Origin of the sequence: Streptacidiphilus sp. ASG 303 (assembly GCF_020991365.1) — a bacterium.
Taxonomy (GTDB): domain Bacteria; phylum Actinomycetota; class Actinomycetes; order Streptomycetales; family Streptomycetaceae; genus Peterkaempfera.
In genome coordinates, this window is record NZ_JAJLRA010000015.1 from 16,631 (window position 1) to 42,711 (window position 26,081).

Here is a 26,081-nt window from a genome sequence, read left to right on the forward strand (position 1 = left end):
CCATGAACGCCGACCAGACCCTCGGGCGCCCCCGCGCCGCGACGCAGCCGGCGACCCTCGCCGAGCTGGAGCAGGCGAGCCCCTTCGAGAACCGCCACATCGGCCCGGACCGGGCCGAGCAGGACAAGATGCTGGCCCACGTCGGCTACGGCTCCCTCGACGAGCTGACCGCCGCCGCCGTGCCCGAGGCGATCCGCAGCCTGGAGGCGCTGGACCTGCCCGGGGCCCGCTCCGAGGCCCAGGTCCTCGCGGAGCTGCGCGAGCTGGCCGACCGCAACACCGTCCTCACCCCGATGATCGGCCTCGGCTACCACGGCACCTTCACCCCGCCGGTGATCCTCCGCAACGTGCTGGAGAACCCCGCCTGGTACACGGCCTACACCCCCTACCAGCCGGAGATCTCCCAGGGCCGGCTGGAGGCGCTGCTCAACTTCCAGACCGTCGTCGCGGACCTCACCGGCCTGCCCACCTCCGGCGCCTCCCTGCTGGACGAGGGCACCGCCGCCGCCGAGGCCATGGCGCTCTCCCGCCGCATGGGCAAGGTCAAGGGCGGCGTCTACCTGGTCGACGCCGACTGCCTGCCGCAGACCACCGCCGTCCTGCAGACCCGCGCCGAGCCCACCGGCGTCGAGGTCGTCGTCGCCGACCTCTCCGGCGGCATCCCGGCCGACGTGGCCGAGCGCGGCGTCTTCGGCGTGCTGCTCCAGTACCCCGGCGCCTCCGGCGCGGTGCGCGACCTCGCCCCGCTCGTCGAGCAGGCCCACGCCCTCGGCGCGGTCGTCACCGTCGCCGCCGACCTGCTGGCCCTCACCCTCCTGCGCGCGCCCGGCGAGCTGGGCGCGGACATCGCGGTCGGCACCACCCAGCGGTTCGGCGTGCCGATGGGCTTCGGCGGCCCGCACGCCGGCTACATGGCCGTGCGCGCCGAGTACGCCCGCAGCCTGCCCGGCCGCCTGGTCGGCGTCTCCGTCGACGCCGACGGCAACCGCGCCTACCGGCTGGCGCTGCAGACCCGTGAGCAGCACATCCGCCGCGAGAAGGCCACCAGCAACATCTGCACCGCCCAGGTGCTCCTCGCCGTCATGGCGTCGATGTACGCGGTCTACCACGGCCCCGACGGCCTGGCCGCCATCGCCCGCCGCACCCACCGCTACGCCGCGGTCCTCGCCGAGGGCCTGCGGGCCGGCGGCGTGGAGGTCGTGCACGGCTCCTTCTTCGACACCGTCACCGCCCGGGTGCCCGGGCGCGCCGCCGAGGTCGTCGCCGCCGCCCGCGAGAACGGCGTCAACCTGCGCCTGGTCGACGCCGATCTGGTCTCCGCCGCCTGCGACGAGACCACCTCCCGCGAGCACCTGGCCGCCGTCTGGGCCGCCTTCGGCGTGGCCGTCGGCGACGCCGACGCGCTGGACGCCGCCGCGGGCGAGGTGCTGCCCGAGGCGCTGCTGCGCACCGACGAGTACCTGACCCACCCGGTCTTCCACAGCCACCGCTCCGAGACCGCCATGCTGCGCTACCTGCGCCGCCTGGCGGACCGGGACTACGCGCTGGACCGCGGCATGATCCCGCTGGGCTCGTGCACCATGAAGCTCAACGCCACCACCGAGATGGAGCCGGTGACCTGGCCCGAGTTCGGCCAGCTGCACCCCTTCGCCCCCGTGGAGCAGGCGGGCGGCTACCTCACGCTCATCCGCGAGCTGGAGCAGCGCCTCGCCGAGGTCACCGGCTACGACGCGGTCTCGCTCCAGCCGAACGCCGGCTCCCAGGGCGAGCTGGCGGGCCTGCTCGCCGTCCGCGCCTACCACCGGGCCAACGGCCAGGAGCAGCGCGACGTCTGCCTCATCCCGTCCTCCGCGCACGGCACCAACGCCGCCTCCGCCGTCATGGCGGGCATGCGGGTGGTCGTGGTGAGGACGAGCACCGACGGCGACGTGGACGTCGAGGACCTGCACGCCAAGATCGCGCAGCACCGCGACGCGCTCGCCGTGCTCATGGTCACCTACCCCTCGACCCACGGCGTCTTCGAGGAGAACATCACCGACATCTGCGCCGCCGTGCACGACGCGGGCGGCCAGGTGTACGTGGACGGCGCCAACCTCAACGCGCTGGTCGGCCTCGCCAAGCCCGGCCGCTTCGGCGCGGACGTCTCGCACCTCAACCTGCACAAGACCTTCTGCATCCCGCACGGCGGCGGCGGCCCCGGCGTCGGCCCGGTCGCGGTCCGCGCCCACCTGGCGCCGTACCTGCCCAACCACCCGCTGCAGCCCGAGGCGGGCCCGGCCACCGGCGTCGGCCCGGTCTCGGCCGCCCCGTGGGGCTCGGCCGCGATCCTGCCGATCTCCTGGGCGTACGTGCGGCTCATGGGCGGCGAGGGCCTGCGCCGCGCCACCCAGGTGGCGGTGCTCGGCGCCAACTACGTCGCCAAGCGCCTCGCGCCGTACTACCCCGTGCTCTACACCGGCCCCGGCGGCCTGGTGGCGCACGAGTGCATCATCGACCTGCGGCCGCTGACCAAGGCCACCGGGGTGACCGTGGACGACGTCGCCAAGCGGCTCGTCGACTACGGCTTCCACGCCCCGACCATGTCCTTCCCGGTGGCCGGCACGCTGATGATCGAGCCCACCGAGAGCGAGGACCTGGGCGAGCTCGACCGGTTCTGCGACGCCATGGTCGCGATCCGCGCCGAGATCGAGAAGGTCGGCGCGGGGGAGTGGCCGGCCGACGACAACCCGCTGCGCAACGCCCCGCACACCGCGGCGGTGCTGACCGGCGAGTGGACGCACCCGTACGGGCGCGAGGAGGCGGTCTTCCCGAAGGGCGTCAGCCCGGCCGACAAGTACTGGCCGCCGGTGCGCCGGATCGACGGCGCCTACGGCGACCGCAACCTGGTCTGCTCCTGCCCGCCGCTGGACGAGTACGGCGCCTGACCCGGCAGGCCCCGGGGGTCCCGCGGACCCCCGGGGCGCACGGAGGGGCGGGGCGGCGCGTGGTGCGCCGTCCCGCCCCTTCCCGCAACCGCGCGCCTCAGCGTGCGCCCGCGCCGGCCAGCGGGCGGTGGGGTGCGATCACCCGGCCGTCCGGCAGGAGCTCGCCGGTGTCGTCGAAGACCAGCACGCCGTTGCACAGCAGGCTCCAGCCCTGCTCGGGGTGGCAGGCCACGGTCAGGGCGGCCTCGCGGTCCGGGGAGTCGGCCGACGGGCACTCGGGTCGGTGCTGGCACATGTCGTACCCTCGCTTCGCAGGTTTCCGGTCACCGCGCGGCGGCCCGCAGCCCCGGTGCCGGGGATCACGCCCCCGGCAGGTGTGAGCCGTCCGCTCACGGGGTAGGACATTGGGCCCTCCGCGCTGGTTCCCAGTGTCTGCATCCGGGGACCGTCCCGCAGCCGTTTGGTGACACGCGCCACACGCCCGCGCCGCCGGACCACCCGTCGGGGTGGCCCCGGCGTCCCCGGACCACCCGGAAGGACCCCCGCGTCCTGGTCCGTCCGGAGGGGTGCGGGAGGGCCCGTCAGCAGGGGGCGGGCAGGGCCCGTCCGGGCGGGGGCGGCGGCCCGGCGCGCGCCGGACCCCCGCCCCGCGTCACCGGCCTGCCACGGTCAGCGCGTCCGGGTCGGCGGGCGGCGCACCGTGCTTCCCCTTCCCCGCCGCGCCCTTCCCCGCCGCGCCCTTCCCCGGCGTACCCTTCCCCGGCGCCGCGGAGCGCCGGAACAGGCCCAGCAGCTCGCCCGCCGGGTACGGCCGGTGCGCCGCCACGCCCAGCGGCGCCGGCGCCAGCGGGATCAGCAGGTCCGCGCCGCCGGGCCGCAGCGGGTGCAGCCACAGCGCGGTGGTGTACAGCGCCGGCACCGACAGCAGCCGCGGCTCGTACGGGCCCGCGGGCCCCGCGGCGCGCCCGGCCTGCCTCAGGGCCCGGAGCGTCGCCTCCAGATAGGGGCCCTCGGCGAAGTGCGAGAACGCGTGGCCGTCCCGCGTCTCCAGGGTCTCCGCCGCGGCGACCACCTCCTCCCCGCACCGGATCAGGAACCGCCAGCCGGTGCGGGGCGCCGCATCCAGCGGGGTGCCCGGCCGCAGCAGGTGCACGGGCAGGGGGTGGGCGGGCACCGGTGGACGGGCGGCGTCCGGCGAGCGCAGGCCGGGCGCGGTGACGTGGCGCACCGCGGTGGGCGACGCGAGGGCGGTGAGGACGGAGCGCAGGGCTCCGTCGGGCGGCGCGGTGAGTTGCAGGGTCATGGCGGGTCGCCTCTCCGGTAGAGATCGGCGTGCAGGCGCTGGGCGGTTCGGCGTGCGGTGCCGGCGGGGCTGCGGGCACGCGGGCGGCGGCGGGTGGGGCCTCCGGGCGGGCCGGCGGACCGGGCGCGGGCGGTGACTGCCGACTGTGACTCTTGTATGGCGCCCGGCGGCGCCGCGCAAGGGGACCTCCCCCCGCGGGCGCCCCTCCGGCGCGTGATCCCGGGCACGCGCCGCCGGTCCGTGGTGTGAGCGGCGCGCGGGCGGAAAGGCGTCCCGCCGCAGATGAAGGGCCGGGCTATCGATCACCCCGTCGGGGCATGATGCAGGCACGGTGCACCGAGGAGGGATGGCGCCCATGGGCGAGAAGGTCGCGGCCGCTGGTTCCGACCTGTCCGACCGGCAGCTCTACCGCAGGAAGCTCAGGACGTGCCTGGAGGCACTGGAGCGCATGCTGCGGGAGAAGCGGTTCGACCGCCCGAGGGCGGTGATGGGCCTGGAGATCGAGCTGAACCTCGCCGACGAGCAGGGCCTGCCGGTCATGCGGAACGAGCAGGTGCTGAAGGCGATCGCCAGCCCGGACTTCCAGACCGAGCTGGGGCAGTTCAACATCGAGGTGAACATCGCCCCGCACCGGCTCGGCGGCCGGGTCTTCGAGGAACTGCGCGAGGAGATCGACACCGGTCTGCGCTACGCGGACCGCAAGGCGTCCGAGGTCGGCGCGCGGATCGTGATGGTGGGCGTGCTGCCCACCCTCACCAATGACCACGCCGTGCTCGACAACATGTCGCGCAACGACCGGTACAGCCTGCTGAACGACCAGATCCTCGCCGCCCGCGGGGAGGACATCGCCCTCGACATCGACGGCGTGGAGCGGCTGGAGGTGGAGTCCGCGTCCATCGTCGCCGAGGCCGCCTGCACCTCCCTGCAGCTGCACCTCCAGGTCACCCCGGAGCGGTTCCCCGCCGTGTGGAACGCCGCCCAGGCGCTGGCCGGGGCCCAGGTCGCGGTGGGCGCCAACTCGCCGTTCCTCTTCGGCCGCGAGCTGTGGCGCGAGACCCGCCCGGTCCTCTTCGAGCAGGCCTGCGACACCCGCCCCGAGGAGCTCAAGGCCCAGGGGGTGCGGCCGATCACCTGGTTCGGCGAGCGGTGGGTGGAGTCGCCGCTGGAGCTCTTCGAGGAGAACGTCCGGTACTTCCCCTCGCTGCTGCCGATCTGCGACGACGAGGACCCGGCGAAGGTGCTCGCCGACGGCGGCGTGCCCCGGCTCTCCGAGCTGCGGCTGCACAACGGCACCATCTACCGCTGGAACCGCCCGGTCTACGACGTCGCCGACGGCGTCCCGCACCTGCGGGTCGAGAACCGCGTCCTGCCGGCCGGCCCCACGGTCGCCGACACCCTGGCCAACACCGCCTTCTACTACGGCCTGGTGCGCTCGCTCGCCGAGCAGCAGCGGCCGGTGTGGACGCGGCTGCCCTTCGCGCTGGCGTCGGAGAACTTCCACGCCGCCGCCCGCGCCGGCATCGACGCCGTCCTGCACTGGCCGCGCCAGGGCCGGGCCGGGCGCGGCGGGCCGCCGGTCCGGGTGCCCGCCGTGGAGCTGGTCCTGGAGGAGCTGCTGCCGCTGGCCGCGCAGGGCCTGGACGCCTGGGGCGTGGAGGCCGCCGACCGCGACCGCTACCTCGGGATCATCGAGGCCCGCTGCCGCCGGCGCACCAACGGCGCCTCCTGGCAGAGCGCCACCTTCCACCACTTCCGGGACCGCTACGGCCAGGACCGGGCGACCGCGCTCGCGTCCATGACCCGGCGGTACATGGAGTACATGCGCGGCGGGGAGCCGGTCCACACCTGGCCGGTGGGCTGAGGGGCGGCCGGCCCGGGGCGACGGGGCCGGGGCCGGGCGGCGCCCGCCCGGCCCCGTCGTGGCCGGGGTGAACCCGCCGCGCACGGCGTGCGTGAACGGCTGTGGAATGATGATCCGCCCGGCCCTTCGCGCGTGTGGGAGCCCCCTTTGACCACCACCGAGAACCCCGCGCACGCCCCCGCGGTACCCCGGCGCCTGCTCGGCCAGGAGACGGTCATCGTCCTGGCCCTGTCGCTGGGCGCCAGCGGGCTGAGCGCGCTGATCCACTTCGTCGGCTCGCTCACCAGCCCCGCCGCCCTCAAGCAGCAGACCGCCACCCTCAACGGCTCCCTGGCCCCCGGCCGGCCCTGGCTCGACCTCGCCTGGCAGCTCTTCGACGTCGCCACCGCCCTGGTGCCGGTCGCCCTGGTCGCCCACCTGCTGCTCCGCGAGGGCTCCTCGGTCCGGGCGGTCGGCTTCGACCTCACCCGCCGCCGCTCCGACCTGGCCCGGGGCGCCGTGGTGGCCGCCGCCATCGGCGGCTCCGGCCTCGCCCTCTACCTCGGCGCGCGGGCGGCCGGCGCCAACCTCACCGTCGTGCCCTCCTCGCTGCCCGACGTGTGGTGGCGCATCCCCGTCCTGGTCGCCTCCGCCTGGCAGAACGCCGTGGTGGAGGAGGTCATCGTCGTCGGCTACCTGCTGCGGCGCCTCTCCCAGCTGGAGTGGTCCTGGCCGGCGGCGCTGGCGGCCAGCGCGCTGCTGCGCGGCTCGTACCACCTCTACCAGGGCGTCGGCGGCTTCGCCGGCAACGTGGTGATGGGCGTGGTCTTCTGCCTGCTGTACCGCCGCTGGGGGCGGGTCGGGCCGCTGGTCGCCGCGCACGGCCTGATCGACACGGTGGCGTTCGTCGGCTACGCGCTGCTCGCCGGGCACGTCGGCTGGCTGCCGACGGGCTGACCGTCCGGTCCGCCGCCCCGGCGGTGCCCGATCCCCGACCCCCGGGGGCCGGGGCCGGGGCGTAGGGTCGCGGACGGAGGGCGCCCGGCGGGCGGGCGGCCGGAGGCGGCGGAGGACGGGGAGCGGACGTGACGGAGCCTCAGGAGGAGCGCCGGCAGGCGCAGGCGATGCTCGGCGAGGCGTGGACGCTGCTGGGCGGCGACCCCGCCGCACCGTACCGGGTCCGCTGGACCGGGCCGGAGGGCCTGCTGCCGGCCCGCCTCCCGCTCGCCGCCCTCGCGGGCGCCGCCGTCGGCGCGGCGGCCCTCGCCGCGGCCGAGCTGGCCGCCCTGCGCACCGGCGCCGCCGGGCCCCCGGCGGTCACCGTCGACTCCGCCGCCGTCGCCACCGCCTTCGCCGGCGAGAGGCACCTGCGCCGCGACGGGGAGCCCTGGCACGCCTGGGCCCCGCTCTCCCGGTTCTGGCCGGCCGCGGACGGCTGGGTCCGCACCCACGCCAACTACCCCCACCACCGCGAGCGGCTCCTCGCGGCCCTCGGCGTCCCCGACTCCGCCGCCGACCCCGCCGCCGCGGTCGCCGCCGCCGTCGCCGGGCGGCCCGCCGAGGAGACCGCCCGGCTCGTCACGGACGCGGGCGGCCTCGCCGTCGCCGTCCGCACCCCGCAGGAGTGGGCCGCCCACCCGCAGGGCGCTGCGGCCGCCGCCCTGCCGCTGCTGACCCTGGAGCGGACCGGCGCCGCCCCCGCCGCCCGCCCCGGTCCGCCGGCCGCGGCCGACGGCCCCCTGCCGTCCGGCGACGGCCCGCTGCTGCCCGCCGCCGGCCTGCGGGTTCTCGACCTCACCCGGGTGATCGCCGGACCGGTCGGCACCCGCACCCTCGGCCTGCTCGGCGCCGACGTGCTGCGGATCGACAGCCCCCGGCTGCCGGAGATCCCCGAGCAGCACCTGGAGACCGGCTTCGGCAAGCGGTCCGCCCTCCTCGACCTCGACCGGCGGACCGACCGCGACCGCTTCGAGGAGCTGCTCGGCGGCGCCGACGCGGTCGTCACCGGCTACCGGCCCGGAGCCCTGGACCGCCACGGCCTGTCCCCCGAGGCCCTCCTGGAGCGCCGCCCCGGCCTGACCGTCGCCACCGTCGACGCCTGGGGCCCGGTGGGGCCGTGGGTCGGGCGGCGGGGATTCGACAGCCTCGTCCAGGCCGCGAGCGGCATCGCCCACCTGCACGCCGCCGCCGACGGCACCCCCGGCGCCCTGCCCGTGCAGGGGCTGGACCACGCCACCGGCTACCTGCTGGCCGCCGCCGTCCTGCGCGCCCGGGCGGACGCCGCCGTTGACGGGGGAGGGCGCGTCGCCCGCCTCTCCCTCGCCCGGACCGCCGCCTGGCTGCTGCGGCAGCCGCGCCCGGAGCCGTCCTCCGCTCCGGCCCCCGCGGCATCCGCCGCCGACGCCGCGGAGGCGGCCGCGGCGCCGTACCTCGCCGAGGCCGACACCCCGATGGGCCGCGTCCGCCACGCCCTGCCGCCGGTGCACCTCGACGGCGGTCCCCGCGACTGGCGGCGCCCGGTCGGCCCCTGGGGAGCCGACCCGGCCGCCTGGGCGTGACACCGGACCCGGGGCGTCCGCCCGGCCCGGCGGGCTCCCCGGGGCCGCACCCCGCCGCAGGCCCGTCCTGCGGGCCGGCGGTCCCGCTCAGACCCGGAGGACGCCGTCCAGGACGGTGACCGCGTGCCCGGACAGCAGGACGCGGTCGCCGCGCAGCCGGGTGCGGACCACGCCCGAGCGCGGGGACACCTGCAGGCCGGTCAGGTCGCTGCGGCCCAGCCGGGCCGACCACAGCGGTGCCAGCGCGGTGTGGGCGCTGCCCGTCACCGGGTCCTCCGGAACGCCCACGGCCGGGCCGAAGAACCGCGAGACGAAGTCGTGGGCCGCCGCCGGGTCCTCCGCCGCCGCGGTGACGACGACGCCCCGGGTCTCCAGGCGGGCGACGGCGGCCAGGTCGGGCTCCAGGGCGCGCACCGTCCGCTCGTCGGCGACCTCCACCAGCAGGTCGCCGAGGGGCCCGGTGTCGTAGGCGGCCGTCACCGCCGCCCCGAGGGCCTCCGCGGTCCCCGCGGGCACGGGGACGGGCACGACGGGGGAGGCGGGGAAGTCCAGGGTGAGCCCGCCGTCCGGTGCGGCCCGGGCGGTGAGCACGCCGCTGCGGGTGGCGAACCGGACGCCGCCCCCCGCGGCCTCCCCGCTCTCCCGGAGGAGCCCGTCGGACCGCAGGGCGTGCGCGGTGGCGAGGGTCGCGTGCCCGCACAGGTCGACCTCCACCGCCGGGGTGAACCAGCGCAGCCCCCAGTCGGCGTCTCCGCCGGGCGGCAGCGGACGGGCGAAGGCCGTCTCGGAGAGGTTGAGTTCGGCGGCGACCTGCCGCATGCGGGCGTCGTCCGGCCAGGTGTCCCCGTCGAGGAGGCAGACGCCGGCCGGGTTGCCGGAGAAGGGCCGGTCGGTGAAGGCGTCGATGATCCTGATGCGCATGGGCCGAGGGTAGGCGCCCGGCGCCGGGCCCCACCACGGCCGATCCACCACCGGTGGCCTGCCGCGCAGCGGACGGGGGGACGGGCCGTCCCCTCCGCCGACCCGACGAACCGGCGAACCGGCGAACCGGCGAACCGGCGAGCTGCCGACCCGCCGACCCGGAGAACCGGCGAGCTGCCGACCCCCGGGCCGCGCCGCCGGTGCCGCCCGCGCGATCGGGGCGCCTTACTCTCTCCGACTCTACACTCGGTGTATACATCTGATGTATGGTCACCTCATGAGTGTTCCCCTGACCCTCCTCGGGCTGCTGGAGCGAGAGCCCAGCCACGGCTACGACCTCAAACGCGACTACGACGCCTTCTTCGGCCGGGGCAAACCCCTGCCGTACGGCCAGGTCTACGCCACGCTCGGCCGGCTGGCGCGGGACGGCAAGGTCGTGGCCGGAGAGGCGGAGCCCGGCGACGGCCCCGAGCGCAAGCGCTACGTCATCACCGAGGCGGGCGTGACGGAGTTCGAGACCTGGCTCACCGAGCCGGTGGCGCCCGAACCCACCCTGCAGACGGTGCTGTTCACCAAGGTGGTGCTGGCCCTGATGCTCGGCCGCGACGCCGGGCAGTACCTCGACACCCAGCGCGCCGCCCACATGCGGCGCATGCGCGAGCTGACCGAGCTGCGGCGCACGGGCGCGCTGGTCGACGCCCTGCTCGCCGACCACGGGCTGTTCCACCTGGAGGCCGACCTGCGCTGGATCGACCTGACCGCCGCCCGGCTGGACGCGCTCGCCGAGGCGGTGCGGCCGTGACGCACCTCATCGAGGCCCGCGACATCCACCTCGCCTTCGGCGAGACCCCCGCCCTGCGCGGCGCGAGCCTGGCGGCGGACGCCGGCGAGGTGCTCGCCGTCATGGGCCCCAGCGGCTCGGGCAAGTCGACGCTGCTGCACTGCCTGGCCGGCATCCTCACCCCCGACGCGGGCGAGGTCCGCTTCGACGGCGAACGCATCGACACCCTGGGCGAGGCGCAGCGCAGCGCCCTGCGGCGCGACCGCTTCGGCTTCGTCTTCCAGTTCGGCCAGCTCGTCCCCGAGCTGACGGCCGAGGAGAACGTCGCCCTGCCGCTCCTGCTGAACGGCACCCGCCGGACGGCCGCCCTGGCCGAGGCCCGGCCGTGGTTCGCCCGGCTCGGGCTGGACGGCCTGGAGCGGCGCCGCTCCGGCGAGCTGTCGGGCGGTCAGGCGCAGCGCGTCGCCCTCGCCCGCGGCCTGGTGGCACGCCCCCGGGTGCTCTTCGCCGACGAGCCGACCGGCGCGCTCGACTCGCTCACCGGCGAGCAGGTGATGGAGCTGATGGTCGGCGCCGCCCGCGAGCAGGGCACCACCGTCGTCCTGGTCACCCACGAGCCCCGGGTCGCGGCCTACGCCGACCGCGAGAGCGTCGTCCGGGACGGCCGGGCCACCTCGCTCTCCGCGGAAGGGGTCGCCCCGTGATCCGGTTCGCCCTCCGCCTCGCCGTCAGCGGCGGACGGGAGGCCGCGGCCCGGCTGGCCCTCATCGCGGCCGCCGTCGCCGTCGGGGTCGGCCTGCTGCTGTCGACGCTGGCCTGCATCAACGCCGTCGGCAAGGCCAACGGCCGGCTGCTCTGGTACAACACCGGCTCGGCGGCCCGGACCGCGACGGCGGCCGTGGACCCCCTGTGGTGGTGGGCCCACGACGACCACTACCGCGGCAGGCTGATCTTCGAGGTGGACGTCGCCGCCACCGGGCCGGCCTCGCCCGTGCCGCCCGGCCTCGCCGCGCTGCCGGCGCCCGGCACGTACGCCGCCTCACCGGCCCTCGCCGCGCTGCTGCGCCGCACCCCGGCCGCCGAGCTTGGGGGCCGCCTCCCGGGGAGGATGGCCGGCGTCCTCGGGGACGAGGCGCTGCAGTCCCCGGACTCCCTGGTCGCCGTCGTCGGCCGCACCCCGGACCAGGTGAGGGGCGCACCCGGGGCCAGGACCGTCACGACCATCGCCACCGACCTGCCCGCCCACTGCCAGGACTGCCCCGGGCGCGGCGTCCGCGGCGACGCCATGACACTCGTCCTCTCCGTCGTGGCCGGCGCCCTGATCTTCCCGCTTCTCGTCTTCATCGGCACCGCCACCCGGCTCTCCGCCGCCCGCCGGGAGCAGCGGTTCGCCGCGATGCGGCTGGTCGGCGCCACCCCCGGCCAGGTGTCGGTGGTCTCGGCGGTGGAGTCGACGCTGGCCGCCGCCGTCGGCACGGCCGCCGGTTTCGGCGTCTTCCTCCTGCTGCGTCCCGCCGTCGCGACCGTCCCGTTCACCGGCGAGCGCTTCTTCACCGCCGACCTGACGCTCACCGGGGTCCAGGCCCTCGCGGTGGCCCTCGGCGTCCCGGCCGCGGCGGCGGTCGCGGCCCGGATCGCCCTGCGGCGGGTCGTCATCTCCCCTCTGGGCGTCGCCCGGCGGGTGACCCCGCCCCCGCCCCGGGCCCGGCGACTCCTCCCGCTGCTGGCCGGCCTCGGCGAGCTCGCCTGGTTCGTCGGCCGTCGCCCGGATACCAGCAGCGGGCAGACGGCGGCCTACCTCTCCGGCTTCCTCCTGGTCATGACGGGCCTGGTCGTCGCGGGCCCCTGGCTCACCATGGCCGCAGCCCGGGCCGTGGCCCGGCGCACCGGCCGGCCGGCCACGCTGATCGCCGTGCGGCGGCTCGCGGACGACCCGAAGGCCGGCTTCCGCTCGGTCAGCGGCCTGGTCCTCGCCCTCTTCGTCACCAGTGCCACCGTCGGCATCATCGGCACCATCAACGCCCACCGCGGAGTCCTCAGCGGCGCCCCGCAGACCCGCGCGGCGGTGGAGCACGGCGCGCTGCCGGACGAGCCGCCCCTGACGGACTCCGTGCCGGACCGCGTGCGGGCGGACGTGCGGGCCGTCCCGGGCTCCCGGGGCCTGGCCGTCGTCCACGCCAACCCCGGAGGCGTCGCGGAGGACACGGACCCGCACGCCCCCTGGCCTCCCGGCCTGGTGCTCTGCTCCGACCTCGCCCGGATCCCGGTGGTCGGGCACTGCCCGGCCGGGGCGCGTGTCGCGGCCGTCCCGCTCTTCGCCTTCCTCGACCTGCGGTCCCAGGAGGCGCAGGAGTGGCCCGCCGCCCCGATCGCACCGGAGGCCGCCGCGCGGCTGCCCGTGCAGCTGCTCTACGCGACCACCGACGGATCCCCGGCGGCCATGGAGCGGACCCGCACCGTCCTCACCCGCGCCTACCCGCACGCCATGTCACGGACCGTCGACGACTGGGCCTCCGGACAGCAGCGCGAACTGGCCGGCTGGCGGCAGCTGGCGGACGTGGTGCTCCTCACCACCCTGCCCATCGCGGGCTGCAGCCTCGCGGTGAGCGTGGTCGCGGGCCTCTCCGACCGCCGGCGGCCGTTCGCGATGCTGCGGCTCACCGGCGCGCCGCTGCGCCTGCTCCGGCGGGTGGTCGGCCTGGAGAGCGCGCTCCCGCTCCTGGTGGTGGCGGCGGTCGCGACCGGGACGGGCTTCCTGGCGGCGCACCTCTTCCTCAGGTCGCAGATGAACTACACGCTGGTGGGGCCGGGCGCCGCCTACGTCGTCCTCGTCGCCCTCGGGCTGGCGGCCTCGCTCGCCGTCATCGCCTCGACGCTCCCGCTGCTGCGGCGGATCACCGGCCCCGAGGCGGCCCGCAACGGCTGACCGCGACGGGGCCGGCCGCGACGGCTCCGCACCCTGGTGGGCACGGCCCGGGCGCCTGCGGCGTCCGGGCCCCGGCGGTGCCGCCCCGGCGCCGGACCCGGAAGCTCCCTGACGTGCCATCAGGCGGCCGGGTTCCCCCGGAGCGGCGGGTGGACGCGCCGCGGCCCTCCGGCGGCGGCGCACCCCGGCCGGTCCGGGCCCCGGCGCCGGGCGGTCCGTGCCGGGGGCCGCAGGACGGCTCCGTCCCGTCCCGGCGGATTCCGACCGCTCTCGCCGGAGTCCGACCGCGCGGTGGGCCGAGCCCGGGAACGGTGACACCCGACCCCTACGGACGTGCGGGCCCGGCGTCCCCGGCTCTCGCGGCGGCCGCCGCCTCCAGCAGGGACCAGCCGTCGACCTCTGCCGCCTGCCGCTCCTCCGGCCGCCACCCCCGGGCCAGCGCCGTGTCCAGCAGGGCCCGGACGGCGCCCGGTTCGTGCAGGTTCAGGGAGCCGCCCCGGACGTACCCCACATCCCCGGAGCCCATGGGGAACCCGCCCGGGACGTACCGGCCCGGCCCCTCGGTGAAGACGATGCGCAGCGGCCCGCCGGTGCCGGCGGGCTGCGGGTGCAGCGTGAGGGTCTCGCGGCACTCCGCGGACCGGCCGCCGACCGGCACGTGGTGGCTGTGGCGGAGCGTCCACAGGTACACGCGCCCGTCGGCCACCAGTCGACGGGGCTTCTTCGCACGGCGGGGCACGGGACCGAGGCTACGCGCTCCGATCCGCGAGGCACCCCCGTACCGGCGATCGGACCTCGACGGGACGGGCGGGCCGGCCGGGCCGGCCGTCCGGCTCCGGCGGGGCCGGTCGGGGTCCGATGGGGCGGGACGACGGCCGGGGCCCTTCGGAATCCGTTGACCGTCGACTGTTGCCGATATATCGTCGAGACATCGAGATGCTACGGCCAACGCGGAAGGTGGCAGACGCCATGCGACCCGGATTCCCCTTCGGCCCGGGCAGGCCCGGGCCCCACCCCCACGCGGGCCCCTGCGCCCGTCCCGCCTTCGGCTCCTTCGGGCCGCCGTTCGGCGGACCCGGCTTCGGGGGCTTCGGCCCCGGTCCGCGCGGCCCCCGGGGCCGGCACGGCGGCCGTGCCCGGCGCGGCGACGTGCGCGCCTCGCTCCTCGCCCTGCTGCGGGAGCGCCCGATGCACGGCTACGAGATGATCCGGGAGATCGCCGAGCGCACCTCGGGCGCCTGGCGCCCCAGCCCCGGCTCGGTCTACCCCAACCTCCAGATGCTGGAGGAGGAGGGGCTGATCCGCAGCCGGGAGGAGGGCGGCAAGCGCCTCTTCGAGCTCACCGACAGCGGCCGCGCCGAGGCCGACGCCGGTCCCGAGGCCCCCTGGGAGGAGGCGGCCGGCGGTCCGGGCCCGGACTGGGAGGCCGCGCAGGACGCCATGAAGTCCCTCGGCGGCCTCGCCGACGCCCTGCGGCAGGTCGTGGCGGCCGGCAGCGCCGAGCAGCGCACCAAGGCCCTCGCGCTCCTCGCCGAGACGCGCCGGAGGCTCTACCTGATCCTCGCCGAGGAGGACTGAGCCGCCGGGCCGCCGCCGCGTCCCGCGGCTACCGAGCCGAGGAGGGCCGGGCCGGACGCCTGCCGGCCCGGCCCAGCAGTCCCGGCGCCGGGGGCCGGGCCAGCAGCCGGTCCACGTGCCCGCGCGTCAGCCCCTCCAGCGGGTCGACCCGGAGCAGCAGCCGGTCGCGCCGCAGCAGGGAGCGCCGCACCAGCCGCGGCGGGATCACGTCGTCGACCCAGGCGAACGGGCGGCCCGCCGCGTGGCGCAGGAGCGGCGCCCACTTCCGGGCCGACAGGAGCTCCATCAGGGGCACCCGGGGGTCGCCGGGCTGCGGCCGGTACCCGGTGAACCGCACCACCGGCAGGGGCGGGACGCCCAGCAGCGGCGCGAGGTGCACGTTGGCGTCCTCCTCCCAGGTGGTCGCCCACACCAGGGTGTAGACGTCGGCGAGCTCGCGGAGCCAGGCGCCGTGGCGGGCGTGGAGCCGCACCGTCAGGCCGAGCACGCGCCGGTCCTCGAAGTCCGTGCCGGGCGGCGGCGCCAGGGGGTTGAGCACCCCGTCGACGTCCAGGTACAGCAGCGGCCTGTGCATGCGACCCCTCCCCGCGCCCGGCGGCCTCGGGGGAGACGACGCGCGGGAGGGGAGGGCGGTTGCGCCGGCAGGAGCGGCCCGCCCCGCGGCGCCCGGCCCGGCCTCCGTCGTTCCCCGGGGCCGCCCCGCGGCCCGCGCGCCTTCGGCGGACCCGGGCCCGGCCGCGCCGGGAGGACGCCGGCCCCCGGGGCAGGGGTCGGCCGCCGAAGCCCCCGCGCAGGACCGGGTGCCGCCGGCGGCCGTGCACGGGCGGACCGGTCCCGCCCGGTGGCGGCCGGCGCCGCTGTCCGGGGTGCCGGGGCCCGCCGCCGGTCGGGACCCGGCGTCAGGACCGCGTCGCGAGGACGCAGAACTCGTGGCCCTCCGGGTCGGCCAGGCACCTCCACGGGACGTCCCCCTGGCCGAGGTCGAGGTCGGTGGCGCCGAGGGCCCGCAGCCGGGCCACCTCCGCCCCCTGGTCGTCGCCCGGGTACGGCAGCAGGTCGAGGTGGACGCGGTCCGGCACGGTCTTCACGCCGGGCACCCGGAGGAACTCGAGGTACGGGCCGACCCCCTCGGCCGAGCGCAGCACCGCATGGTCGTCCGCCACCTCGTGCACCCTCCAGTCCACCGCCTCGCCCCAGAACCGGGCCATGGCCCGCGGATCCGCGCAGTCGACGACCACCGCGGCGATCGGCCCGGTGTCCCGGTAGACCTCCCGGGGCTCCAGCACGCAGAACTCGTTGCCCTCCGGGTCGGCGAGGACCGTCCACGGCACGTCGCCCTGGCCCACGTCGGCGGGCGTCGCCCCCAGGGCCCGGAGGCGCGCGACCAGCTCCGCCTGATGGGCCGCGGAGGTGGTGGCGAGATCGAGGTGCACGCGGTTCTTCACCGGCGGCTTGGGCTCCGGCACGACGACGACGTCGACGCAGACGGCGACCGGGTCCGGCCGGACGAAGCCGCCGCCGGGTTCGACGTTGGTCACGCCGGGCCCCTCGCTGGAGACGCCCCAGTCGAGCGCCTCCGCCCAGAACCGGCCGACCGCCGAGTCGTCGAGAGCCTTGATGTTCACCTGGACAGGTCGCAGCGCCATGCGGGCGATCCTATGCACCCGTTCCGCGACGACGCAGGCACCGTCACCGAACGGGGACCGGCCCGCCCGCCGGCAGCGTGCCCGGCTCCCGACCGCGTGCCCGGCTCCCGGCCGGAGCGCGCGGCCCCGCCGGGTGGAGCGCCGGGCCGCGGCCGCCGCGGGACCGCTGCGGGGCGGCCTCCGGAGACCGGGTCGGCCTGCGGAGGCCGTGTGCGGGGGCACGCGGCCGAAGGCGCCGCTGGTGTGCCGCGTGTTGCGGACGGTCGTCCCCGGTGCCCGTGAGCAGGCCGCCGAGGTCCGGGTGCCGCCCGCGGGGCGTCCACCGCCCGGCTGCAGGCAGCGGTGGGCCCACCCGCGTCCGGCCCGGAACGCCCCCCGGGGCGGCGGCGTGCGAGGGGTGCCCAGGGGGCGTGCAGGGGTGCGGCTGCGGAGTCCGGTCGGCCCGGTCCCGCCCGGCGGTCCGGCCGCCGCGCCGCCGGGCGTCCCGTCTTTCGCCCGGCTTCTGGTGATCCGGCCCGGACGAGCCCGCGCCGCGCGGGGCGCGCCCGTGCCGGACGGCCCCTCCCGCCTGCGGGTGTGCGGCAGTATGGGCGGGGAATGATCACCGAGGTCGCCCGCCGGGGCGGCAGTGAGGAGGCTGCTGTGCAGCACACGGTGGAGGGCGCCGGGGCGGGCGGCCGGGCGGAGGGGCCGCTGGCGGCCCTGCTGCGCGGGCGGCCGCCGATGGCCCGCGAGCTCCCCTCCTTCGACGTCGGGCACGTGCCGGACGAGCCCGGCCCGCTCTTCGTCGACTGGCTGCTGCAGGCGTTCGAGGCGGACGCCCCCGACGCCCAGGTGGTCACCCTGAGCACGGTCGACGCCGACGGCCGCCCGGACGCCCGGATGCTGGTCCTGCGGGACGTCGACGTCGCCCGCGGCGCCTGGTGGTTCGCCGCGGACGCGGACAGCCCCAAGGGCCGCCAGCTGGCCGCCACCCCGTGGGCGGCGCTCACCGTGTACTGGCCGGTGCAGGGCCGCCAGGTGCGGCTGCGCGGCCGGGTGGAGACGGGGGACCCCCGGCTCGCCGCCGCCGACTTCCTCGGCCGCAGCCCCGCCTCCCGGGTCGCCGGCCTGGTCGGCCGCCAGAGCGAGCGACTCCAGGGCGCGGGCGAGCTGGACGCCGCCTGGCAGGAGGCCGCCGCCCTGATGGACGCCGACCCCGGGTTCGTGGCCCCCGGCCACACCCTCTACGGCCTGGTCGCCGACGAGGTGGAGTTCTGGCAGGGCGACCGGCACCGCCGGCACGTCCGGCTCGCCTACACCCGCCACGCCGACGGGACCTGGGGCCGCGGCCTCCTCTGGCCCTGACGGCCCGGTCGGCGCCGCGAGCGGGGGCGGCGCCGGCCCGCAGGGCGGGCGGTGGAGCGGTTCTCGCCGCGGCGCGGGGCCGCCGGGCGTGCTGCGGCCGACCGGGGCCGCCGCCCGGTGCGGCCGGACGCCGGCGGGCCGGGCGGACCGGACACCGCCCGGCGGCCCACCGGCAGTACGACGGCCCGGCGCGGTCCTCCTGCGCCGGGCCGCCGGGCCGCCGGGCCGCCTGCCTCAGCCGAGGACGCCGTGCAGGAAGGCCAGCGTCCGCCGCCAGGCGATGGCGGCCTGCTCCGGGTCGTAGGTGCCGATCAGGTTCTCGTCGTTCATGAAGGCGTGGCCGGCCGGGTAGAAGTGGATCTCCGGCTTGCGTCCGGAGGCCGCCTCGATCCGCTCCGCCGCCTCGTCCACCGCGGACATCGGGATGCCCGCGTCCTGCTCGGCGTAGTGGCCGAGGACCTGTGCGGTCAGCCCCCGGTAGTCGTACCCGGGGACGCGCGGCAGTCCGTAGAACGGGACCGCGGCGGCCACCCGGTCGCCCTCCTGGGCGGCCAGGACCAGCGCGAAGCCGCCGCCCATGCAGAAGCCCACCACGCCGACGGCGTCCCCGGTGGCCGCCGGGTGCTCCAGCAGGAAGTCCACCGCGCCCCGCAGGTCGCGCGCGGCCCGCTCGACCGGCATCTCCTGCAGCAGCCGCGCGGCCTCCTCCTTGTCGTGGGTGGTGGCGCCGCCGTACAGGTCGGGCGCCAGGACCGTGAAGCCCTCGGCGGCGAACCGGTCGGACATCTCCGCGATGTGCGACGTCAGCCCCCACCACTCCTGGACCACCACCAGGCCGGGCCCGGATCCCGAGGGCGGCGGGGCGAGGTACCCGTGGGCCTCACCGCCGTTGCTCGGGAAGGTCACGTTCTGCCGGGAGCCTCCCGGGTCTGCCATGGCCCCTCCTCTGGGACGGCGCGTGCGGCGTGCGGGCGCTGCCGCCCGTGCCGACGATCGTATGCGGACGCCGCCGCCCGGGGGCGTCACCACGCTGACCTCTTCCGACGCCGGGGCCGCTCCGGATGCGGCGGACCGGCCGGAAATCCGGCTGGTGCGACGTCACTCCTGCTTCCGCGGTGCACCGGAGGGGCGATGGTGCCTGTGGGTTGACGCCCCGTCACCGTACGCAGCACACTGCTCGCAGCCGTCCCGGCCGGGGCGGCCTCCTTCCCGCGGAGGAGTGCGGCCCGCGTCGGCCCTCCTCCCGGTGGATCCCGGGCGGTACCCCGGGCGGACGACCGCACCCGGGGCCGAGTGATGGGGTGGAACCGTGCAGCCAGAACTCCTCCGCACCACCCCTCTGCCCGCAACACCCGCCGTCCTGGGCGCCGTGGCGGCCGCGGCCCGCCGCAGGGCCGCGCGGGCCGGCGACGAGGCCGTCGACACCGGCCACCTGCTGCACTCGCTGCTGGAGTCGGACGCCGCCGCGCTGGAGGCCGCCGCGCCCCTGCCCCGGCAGGCCGTGCGGCTGATGGGCTACCTGGTGCAGCGCTCCATCGGCTTCGGCCGGGGCTGGCGGGCCACCGCCGAGCAGCCGGGCGCCGACGCCGACGCCGAGGGTGATGCCGATGCCGATGCCGAGGGTGGTGCCGTTCCCGACACCGCCGGTGCCGAGGCGCCGCGGAGCGCCCCCGACCGGCCCGGCCTGAGCGGGGCGGCCGTCGCCGCCCTGGAGGAGGCCGCCGCGCGCCCGGAGGCCCTCCCCGTCGGCCACCGCCTCCTCGCCGCGCTGCTCGCCGACCCCGACAGCCGGGCGGCGCAGATCCTCCGCTCGTCCGGCATCGACCCGGTGGCGGTCCGGGCCCGCTGCGCCGGCGTCCGGCAGACCGTCTGAGGCCCGGCAGCCGCCCGAGGCGCGCCCGGCCGGTGCCGGGAGGCCTGCGACACCCGTACGCCGACGGGCGGCCTGCGCGGACGCCGTGTCCGCGCAGGCCGCCCGTCGGCGGTCCGTACCGGCCCGTGCCGGCTCAGCCCATCGACTCCAGGGTGCGGCCCCGGGTCTCCTTGATGGCGAACATCACGAACGGGATCGACAGCAGGGCGAACCCGGCGTAGATCGCGTAGGTGGCCGACAGGTTCCAGTTCGCGAGGGACGGGAACGTGACGGTGATCATCCAGTTGGCGAGCCACTGGGCGGAGGCCGCCACGCCGAGCGCCAGGGCGCGGATCCGGTTGGGGAACATCTCGCCCAGCAGGACCCACACCACCACGCCCCAGGAGAAGGCGAAGCAGAGCACGAAGAAGTGCGCCGCCACCAGGGCGATCACGGCCTGCAGGTTCGGGATCTGGGCCGTGTCGCCGGTGCCGGTGCGGTACGAGAACGCCCACGAGGCGACGGCCAGGGCGACCATCATGCCCGCCGAGCCCGCGAGCGCCAGCGGCTTGCGGCCCACCCGGTCCACCAGCGACATCGCGATCACCGTGCCGATGATGTTGATGATCGACGTGGAGAGGCTGATCAGCAGCGAGCTGCTCTCCTTGATGCCCACCGACTGCCACAGCAGCGACGAGTAGTAGAAGATCACGTTGATGCCGACGAACTGCTGGAACACCGAGGCGCCGATGCCGATCCAGACGATCGGCAGCAGCCCGAAGCGGCCGCCCAGCAGGTCGCGCAGGCTGGAGCGCCGCTCGGTCGCCATGACCGACCGGATCTCGGTGATCCGGGCGTCCAGGTCGGCCTCCGGGCCCTCGACCTCGGCGAGCACCTCGCGCGCCTTCGCCTCGCGGCCGGAGGCGATCAGGTAGCGCGGCGACTCCGGGATCGCCAGCGACATCAGGCCGTACACGAGGGCGGGGATGGCCTCGACGCCCAGCATCCACCGCCAGGCCTCGATGCCGGCCAGCTGCCCGCTGGAGTCGCCGCCCGCCGCCTGGTTCAGGGCGTAGTTGGCGAGCTGGGACACGGCGATGCCCAGCACGATCGCCATCTGCTGGAACGACCCCAGCCGCCCCCGGTAGGCGGCGGGGGACACCTCCGCGATGTAGGCGGGGGCGATCACGGACGCGATGCCGATGGCGATGCCGCCGATCACACGCCACATGGCCAGGACCTCGATGTTCGGCGGGAACATCGACCCGACGCCGCTCACGGCGAACAGCACGGCGGCGAGCTGCATGATGCGGATGCGGCCGAACCGGTCGGCCAGCCACCCCGCGCCCGCGGCGCCCACCGCCGACCCGAGGAGGGCCGCCGCCACGGTGGCGGCGGTCTCCCCGCTGCCGACGGCGAAGTGCTTCTGGATGCCCGTCACCGCGCCGTTGATCACCGCGCTGTCGTAGCCGAAGAGGAAGCCGCCCATGGCGGCGCTCGCGGCGATGAAGACGACGTGGGCGAGGGGGGTCTCTCCGGCCTGGTGTGCCGGTCTGGTGCTGGTCAGGGTGTGCTCCCGAGGACTGGGGCGGGCCGCCCGCGAGGCCGGATGGACGTCGTCCGCTCCCATGACATCAGGTAAACGGTCATACCGCACGCAAGGGTGCGATACCACCTTTTCCGGATCCGGGAGCCGTCGGTCCCTTGCCCCCCGGCCCCTGCCCCGCCGTCCGGCGGCCAATCTCCCCCGGTCGGAGCCCGGTTGGCGGCCTGCCCCGGCAGCTCCCCGCCCCGCCCCGGCAGCTCCCCGCCCCGTCCCGCCCCGGCCGCCGGCCGCGCCGCCCGGTCGGCGGTCAGGCGGGGAGGTCCCCGGCGCGCGCCGCGGCGCGGCGCAGCAGCTGCCGCCGGGCGCCCGCGTCGCCGGGCCGGCCCCGCTCCGCCAGCCGCTCCCCGGCGGCGGCCTGCCGGGCGGGCGTCAGCTTGTCGTCGTACTTGAACTTGGCCCGCACCTCCCGCACCGTGAGCCGCAGGCCGCGCAGCCCGGGCAGCAGGCCGCCGAAGGGCGCCGCGCCCGGCGCGACCGACAGGCCCGGGGTCTCCGGCTGGAAGTGCGCCAGCTGCCGGGTGAGCAGCTCCGCCTTCTCCTCCGGGTCGTCCACGATCGCGGCGGTGCAGTGGAACTGCACGGAGGCGTAGTAGCTCGTGGGGGTGCCGTGCTCGGGCGGCGCGCCGTCGGGGGCGCGCCACGTGCCGGGGGCGAAGGCGTGGTCGCCGGTGACGGTGAGGGTGACGTGCGGGTCCGCCCGCAGCGCCGCCCAGAGCGGGTTGGCGGCGGAGAGGTGGGCGAGGATCTCGGTGCGGTCGGCGTCGAGGACGAAGTGGGCAGGGGTCACCACCGGACCGCTGCCGGCCGGGCCGTTGGCGGCGAGCAGTCCGAAGTCGCGGCCCTCGGCGAGCCAGGCGCGCCACTCGCCCTCCTCGCCGCGGTCCCAGGGGCGGATGAGCACGGTACGTCCTCTCGTCGGCGGGTCCTCGGTCCGTCCGGCGGCCTCAGTCGGCGCCGCGCAGGTAGTCCGGCAGCGGCCGCCCGGGCGGCAGGGCGGGGTCGGGCACGGGCGCGTCGCGGACGGTGCGGACCGGGACCACCCCGGCCCAGTGCGGCAGCCCCAGGTCCTCCGGGTCGTCCTCCGCGCCGTCGGCCCGGACCTTCGCCGACACCTCGTCGAGGTCGAGCCGCAGCACCGCGGTCGCGGCCAGCTCGCGGGCGTTCGCGGGCCGGCAGTCCCGGGACCGGCCGGGGACGGCCTGGTCCACGATCGCGTCGAGCGCCACCGCCAGCTCCCCGGGGTCGGTGACCCGGTGCGCCGTGCCGTGGGCGACGACGGAGCGGAAGTTGACCGAGTGGTTGAACGCGGAGCGGGTGAGCACCAGCCCGTCGACCAGGGTCACCGTCACGCAGACCCGCACGCCCTCGCCGGTCCCGCCGTCCCCGCCCCCGGCGGCGCGCAGCGGGCGGCTGCCGGTCGAGCCGTGGACGTACAGGCGGTCGCCGACCCGGGCGTACACGGTGGGCAGCACCACCGGGGCGCCGTCCGCCACGAAGCCCAGGTGGCAGACGAAGCCCTCGTCCAGGACGGCCCGGACCGCCTCCCGCTCCCAGGTGGCGCGGTCGCGGTACCGGGTCGGGGTCGTGCGCGGGGTGCGCGCGTACTCCCCGGCCTCCCCGGCCCCTCCGGCCGTCCCGGTCCCGTCCGCGTCCGTGTGCGCCGACATGACAGCCCCTCTGCACTAGTGCATACTCTGCTTTGTGCTAGGAGATTATCGGATCCGTGGCCGCCGTGCCACGGAGATCGCAGCCGACGTCGAGCGCGCGGTCGGCTCCGGTGAGCTGGCGCCCGGCCAGGCCCTGCCGCCGCTGCGCGACCTCGCCGCCGGCCTCGGCGTCAACCCCAACACCGTCGCCGCCGCCTACCGCCTGCTGCGCGACCGCGGCGTCATCGAGACCGCCGGGCGGCGCGGCAGCCGCATCCGGCCCCGGCCCGCCGTGGCCCCCCGCGACCAGATCCGGGTCGAGGTGCCCCCGGGCGTCCGCGACCTGTCCACCGGCAACCCCGACACCGCCCTGCTGCCCCCGCTCGCCCCGGCCCTCGCGGCCGCGGCCGCCGCGCTGGACCGCGAGCCCGTCCTCTACGGCCACCCCGCCGCCGACCCCGGGCTGCTCGCCCTGGCCGCCGCCGCCTTCCGCGCCGACGGCGTGCCCGAGGGGCCGCTCGCCGTCGCCTCCGGCTCCCTCGACGCCGTCGAGCGCATCTTCACCGCCCGCCTGCGCCCCGGCGACGCCGTCGCCGTCGAGGACCCGGGCTGGGGGAGCCTGCTCGACCTCGTCCCCGCGCTCGGCCTGCGGCCCGTCCCCGTCGCCGTCGACGACGAGGGCCCGCTGCCCGACCGCGCCGCCCGCGCCCTCGCGGCGGGCGCCCGCGCCCTGGTCGTCACCAGCCGCGCCCAGAACCCCACCGGCGCCGCCCTCACCGCCGCCCGCGCCCGCGACCTGCGCGCCGTCCTGGCCCGCCACCCCGACGTCCTGCTGGTCGAGGACGACCACGGCCACGGCATCGTCGACCAGCCGTACCGGCCCCTCGCCGCCGCGCCGGACGGGCGGCCGACGGTCCGCCACTGGGCGGTGGTCCGCTCGGCGGCCAAGGCGTACGGGCCGGACCTGCGCCTCGCCGTCGCCACCGGCGACACCGACACCGTGGACCGGGTGCTCGGCCGCCAGCGGCTCGGCGCCGGCTGGGTCAGCCACCTGCTCCAGCGCACCGTCGCCGAGCTGTGGCGCACCGACGCCGCCCCCGCCGCCCGCAACGCCGCCGCCTACCGCGAGCGGCGCGACGCCCTGCTGGCCGCGCTCGCCGCGCACGGGGTCGCCGCGCACGGCGCCGGCGGGCTCAACGTGTGGGTGCCGGTCCGGGACGAGGCGGCCGCCGTCGCCGGCCTCCTCCAGCGGGGCTGGGCCGCCGCGCCCGGGGCCCGCTTCCGGCTGGAGTCGCCGCCCGGGATCCGGCTCACCGTCTCGCCGCTGACGCTCCACGAGGTCCCCGCCCTCGCCGCCGACACCGCCGCCGCCCTCGGCCGCGGCGCCGCCTCCGGCCGCCCGGTCTGAGGCGCCCCGCCCCGACCGGCCCGCTTCTGCCCCGACCGGCCCGCTCCCGCCCGTACCGGCCCGCTCCTGCCCGTACCGGCCCGTCCCGCCCGGCACCGGCGGGACGGTACCGGTCCGCCCGCCCGCCCGCCCGGCCCGCCGGCCGCCGCCCGCCCGGGCGGTCCGCCCCCGCGTACCTGCCCGTCCCCCCGCCCCGGGCGTGTCGGCCCTGCCCAGGCGTGTCCGGACGCCGCGAGGGGTATCCGCCGGGCATGCAGAGGATCAGCGAGTTCGACCGGCGGCTGTTCGAACGCGTCGCCGCCGCCCGCCTGCGCGGCGCCCACCCCGTCCTGCCCCGTCTCAGCCGCGCCGCCGACCACGGCGTGCTGTGGATGGGCGCGGCCGCGGCCCTCGGCGTCGTCGGCACCCGCAGCGCCCGGCGCGCCGCCCTGCGCGGCATCGGCTCCCTCGCGGTCGCCTCGCTGGCCACCAACACCGCCGCCAAGTGGGCGGCCCGCCGCACCCGGCCCGGCATCGGGCCGGTCCCGCTGATGCGGCGCCTGTCCCGGCAGCCGCTCAGCAGCTCCTTCCCCTCCGGCCACTCCGCCTCGGCCGCCGCCTTCGCCACCGCCGTCGCCCTGGAGGCCCCCCGCTACGGCGCGGTCCTTGCGCCGGTCGCGGCCGCCGTCGCCGCCTCCCGCGTGTACGTCGGCGTCCACTACCCCGGCGACGTGCTGGCGGGCTGCGCCCTCGGCATGGGCGCCGCGGCCCTCACCACCCGCTGGTGGCCGCTGCGCCCCGAGTCGCCGGCCGAGGCCCGGGTGCGGACCTCCGCGCCCGCGCTGCCCGGCGGCGAGGGCCTGGTCGCGGTGGTCAACGACCGGGCCGGACTCGGCACGTCCGACCCGGCCGCGGACCTCCCCGCCCGGCTGCGGGCCCTGCTGCCCGCCGCCGAGATCGTCCCGTGCGGGCCCGACGACGACCTGGCCGAACTGCTGGAGAAGGCCGCCCGCCGCGCCGCCGAGCTGGGCGGCGCGCTCGGGGTGTGCGGCGGCGACGGCAGCGTCAACGCCGCCGCCGTGACCGCGGCCCGCGCCGGGCTGCCGCTCGCGGTCTTCCCCGGCGGCACCCTCAACCACTTCGCGCTGGACCTCGGCATCGACGGCCTGCAGGCGTGCGCCGACGCGGTGTGCGCGGGCGAGGCCGTCAGCGTCGACCTCGGCCTGGTGCGCGCCGCGGGGCCGGACGGCGGTCCGGAGACCGAGCGGGCGCGCTTCCTCAACACCTTCAGCATCGGCGTCTACCCCGACCTGGTCCGCGCCCGCGAGCAGCTGGAGAGCCGCCTCGGCAAGTGGCCGGCCGTCGCCGTCGGGCTGGTGCGGGTGCTGCGGACCGCCGAGCCGCTGCGGGTCGAGGTCAACGGCAGCCCGCGCCGCCTGTGGCTCCTCTTCGCCGGCAACGGCGTGTACCGGCCCGACGGCTTCGCCCCCACCTACCGCGACCGGCTCGACGACGGGCTGCTCGACATCCGGACGGTGGACGGCAGCACGCCCTTCGCCCGGACCCGGCTCATCGCCGCCGTCCTCACCGGCACCCTGGGCCGCTCCCGGGTGTACGGGGCCGCCCGCCTGCACCGCCTGCGGCTCTCCGGACTGGAGGACGTGGGGCACATGGCGTTCGACGGCGAGGTGGCGCCCGCCCCCGACGCGCTGCTGCTCGACAAGCAGCGGCAGGCGCTCACCGTCTACCGCCCCGCCGACTGACCG

Annotated in this window: 22 protein-coding genes; 12 read left to right on the forward strand and 10 right to left on the reverse strand. The window is 77.6% G+C overall.

Going from position 1 to position 26,081, the window contains the following annotated elements; translation table 11 throughout:
• Positions 1–2: 2 nt before the first annotated feature.
• Positions 3–2,924, forward strand: a complete 2,922-nt coding sequence (gene gcvP / locus LO771_RS19005; RefSeq protein WP_230654068.1) for an aminomethyl-transferring glycine dehydrogenase — start codon at positions 3–5, stop codon at positions 2,922–2,924.
• 97 nt (positions 2,925–3,021) lie between these two features.
• On the opposite strand, the gene LO771_RS19010 is transcribed toward gcvP, so the two are convergent.
• Positions 3,022–3,219, reverse strand: coding sequence for a DUF5999 family protein (locus LO771_RS19010; protein WP_230654069.1), 198 nt, complete (start codon positions 3,217–3,219; stop codon positions 3,022–3,024).
• A gap of 357 nt (positions 3,220–3,576) precedes the next feature.
• Entirely contained in the window at positions 3,577–4,227 is a 651-nt protein-coding gene (locus LO771_RS19015) for a hypothetical protein (RefSeq protein WP_230654071.1), read from the reverse strand.
• Between the two features lie 355 nt (positions 4,228–4,582).
• Between LO771_RS19015 and LO771_RS19020 the strand changes: the two genes are divergently transcribed.
• From LO771_RS19020 to LO771_RS19030, 3 genes are all read left to right on the forward strand, one after another.
• Positions 4,583–6,088: a glutamate--cysteine ligase gene (locus LO771_RS19020; RefSeq protein ID WP_230654072.1), complete on the forward strand. Its 1,506-nt coding sequence runs from the start codon at positions 4,583–4,585 to the stop codon at positions 6,086–6,088.
• A 147-nt stretch (positions 6,089–6,235) separates the two neighbouring features.
• On the forward strand, positions 6,236–7,024 hold the full coding sequence (locus LO771_RS19025) for a CPBP family intramembrane glutamic endopeptidase (RefSeq protein ID WP_230654074.1): 789 nt from the start codon (positions 6,236–6,238) through the stop codon (positions 7,022–7,024).
• Between the two features lie 167 nt (positions 7,025–7,191).
• Positions 7,192–8,625, forward strand: coding sequence for a CoA transferase (locus LO771_RS19030; RefSeq protein WP_230654250.1), 1,434 nt, complete (start codon positions 7,192–7,194; stop codon positions 8,623–8,625).
• A gap of 87 nt (positions 8,626–8,712) precedes the next feature.
• Here LO771_RS19030 and LO771_RS19035 read toward each other — a convergent pair whose 3' ends face one another.
• The gene (locus LO771_RS19035; RefSeq protein WP_230654075.1) at positions 8,713–9,546 is read right to left on the reverse strand and encodes a PhzF family phenazine biosynthesis protein; all 834 of its coding nucleotides are present in this window, start codon (positions 9,544–9,546) and stop codon (positions 8,713–8,715) included.
• Positions 9,547–9,823: 277 nt separating this feature from the next.
• On the opposite strand from LO771_RS19035, the gene LO771_RS19040 reads away from it, so the two are divergent.
• Genes LO771_RS19040 through LO771_RS19050 form a run of 3 tightly spaced genes read left to right on the forward strand, consistent with a single transcriptional unit; the run spans position 9,824 to position 13,253 of the window.
• Complete coding sequence (locus tag LO771_RS19040) at positions 9,824–10,348, forward strand: PadR family transcriptional regulator (protein ID WP_230654077.1); 525 nt, start codon at positions 9,824–9,826, stop codon at positions 10,346–10,348.
• Entirely contained in the window at positions 10,345–11,031 is a 687-nt protein-coding gene (locus LO771_RS19045; protein WP_230654079.1) for an ABC transporter ATP-binding protein, read from the forward strand. The genes LO771_RS19040 and LO771_RS19045 overlap by 4 nt, the downstream gene beginning before the upstream one ends.
• Complete coding sequence (locus tag LO771_RS19050) at positions 11,028–13,253, forward strand: ABC transporter permease (RefSeq protein WP_230654081.1); 2,226 nt, start codon at positions 11,028–11,030, stop codon at positions 13,251–13,253. Before LO771_RS19045 ends, LO771_RS19050 begins: the two co-directional genes overlap by 4 nt.
• Before the next feature lie 325 nt (positions 13,254–13,578).
• Here the strand turns inward: LO771_RS19050 and LO771_RS19055 are convergent, their stop codons facing one another.
• Positions 13,579–13,992 carry a hypothetical protein gene (locus LO771_RS19055; RefSeq protein WP_230654082.1) on the reverse strand — a complete coding sequence of 138 codons (414 nt, stop codon included), beginning with the start codon at positions 13,990–13,992 and terminating at the stop codon, positions 13,579–13,581.
• Between the two features lie 230 nt (positions 13,993–14,222).
• On the opposite strand from LO771_RS19055, the gene LO771_RS19060 reads away from it, so the two are divergent.
• The gene (locus LO771_RS19060) at positions 14,223–14,831 is read left to right on the forward strand and encodes a PadR family transcriptional regulator (protein WP_230654084.1); all 609 of its coding nucleotides are present in this window, start codon (positions 14,223–14,225) and stop codon (positions 14,829–14,831) included.
• A gap of 28 nt (positions 14,832–14,859) precedes the next feature.
• On the opposite strand, the gene LO771_RS19065 is transcribed toward LO771_RS19060, so the two are convergent.
• Together LO771_RS19065 and LO771_RS19070 are read right to left on the reverse strand one after the other, a co-directional pair.
• Entirely contained in the window at positions 14,860–15,405 is a 546-nt protein-coding gene (locus LO771_RS19065; RefSeq protein ID WP_230654086.1) for an HAD domain-containing protein, read from the reverse strand.
• A 325-nt stretch (positions 15,406–15,730) separates the two neighbouring features.
• Positions 15,731–16,477, reverse strand: coding sequence for a VOC family protein (locus LO771_RS19070; RefSeq protein WP_230654088.1), 747 nt, complete (start codon positions 16,475–16,477; stop codon positions 15,731–15,733).
• Between the two features lie 597 nt (positions 16,478–17,074).
• Here LO771_RS19070 and LO771_RS19075 point away from each other — a divergent pair.
• Positions 17,075–17,824 (forward strand): pyridoxal 5'-phosphate synthase, encoded by a 750-nt coding sequence (locus tag LO771_RS19075; RefSeq protein ID WP_230654090.1) that lies wholly within the window; start codon positions 17,075–17,077, stop codon positions 17,822–17,824.
• Between the two features lie 234 nt (positions 17,825–18,058).
• Here the strand turns inward: LO771_RS19075 and LO771_RS19080 are convergent, their stop codons facing one another.
• Positions 18,059–18,760: a dienelactone hydrolase family protein gene (locus LO771_RS19080; protein ID WP_230654092.1), complete on the reverse strand. Its 702-nt coding sequence runs from the start codon at positions 18,758–18,760 to the stop codon at positions 18,059–18,061.
• Between the two features lie 373 nt (positions 18,761–19,133).
• Between LO771_RS19080 and LO771_RS19085 the strand changes: the two genes are divergently transcribed.
• The gene (locus LO771_RS19085) at positions 19,134–19,697 is read left to right on the forward strand and encodes a Clp protease N-terminal domain-containing protein (protein ID WP_230654094.1); all 564 of its coding nucleotides are present in this window, start codon (positions 19,134–19,136) and stop codon (positions 19,695–19,697) included.
• A gap of 133 nt (positions 19,698–19,830) precedes the next feature.
• Here LO771_RS19085 and LO771_RS19090 read toward each other — a convergent pair whose 3' ends face one another.
• The 3 genes from LO771_RS19090 to LO771_RS19100 all read right to left on the reverse strand — a co-directional run bounded on the left by LO771_RS19090 (position 19,831) and on the right by LO771_RS19100 (position 22,949).
• A complete protein-coding gene (locus tag LO771_RS19090; RefSeq protein WP_255744558.1) occupies positions 19,831–21,306 on the reverse strand; it encodes a sugar porter family MFS transporter in 1,476 nt (491 codons plus the stop codon).
• A gap of 223 nt (positions 21,307–21,529) precedes the next feature.
• A complete protein-coding gene (locus LO771_RS19095) occupies positions 21,530–22,183 on the reverse strand; it encodes an FMN-binding negative transcriptional regulator (RefSeq protein ID WP_230654096.1) in 654 nt (217 codons plus the stop codon).
• A 43-nt stretch (positions 22,184–22,226) separates the two neighbouring features.
• Positions 22,227–22,949 carry a pyridoxamine 5'-phosphate oxidase family protein gene (locus tag LO771_RS19100; protein ID WP_230654097.1) on the reverse strand — a complete coding sequence of 241 codons (723 nt, stop codon included), beginning with the start codon at positions 22,947–22,949 and terminating at the stop codon, positions 22,227–22,229.
• Positions 22,950–22,983: 34 nt separating this feature from the next.
• Between LO771_RS19100 and LO771_RS19105 the strand changes: the two genes are divergently transcribed.
• Positions 22,984–24,336, forward strand: coding sequence for an aminotransferase class I/II-fold pyridoxal phosphate-dependent enzyme (locus tag LO771_RS19105; protein WP_230654099.1), 1,353 nt, complete (start codon positions 22,984–22,986; stop codon positions 24,334–24,336).
• 251 nt (positions 24,337–24,587) lie between these two features.
• Positions 24,588–26,078: a bifunctional phosphatase PAP2/diacylglycerol kinase family protein gene (locus LO771_RS19110; protein WP_230654101.1), complete on the forward strand. Its 1,491-nt coding sequence runs from the start codon at positions 24,588–24,590 to the stop codon at positions 26,076–26,078.
• Positions 26,079–26,081: the final 3 nt, after the last annotated feature.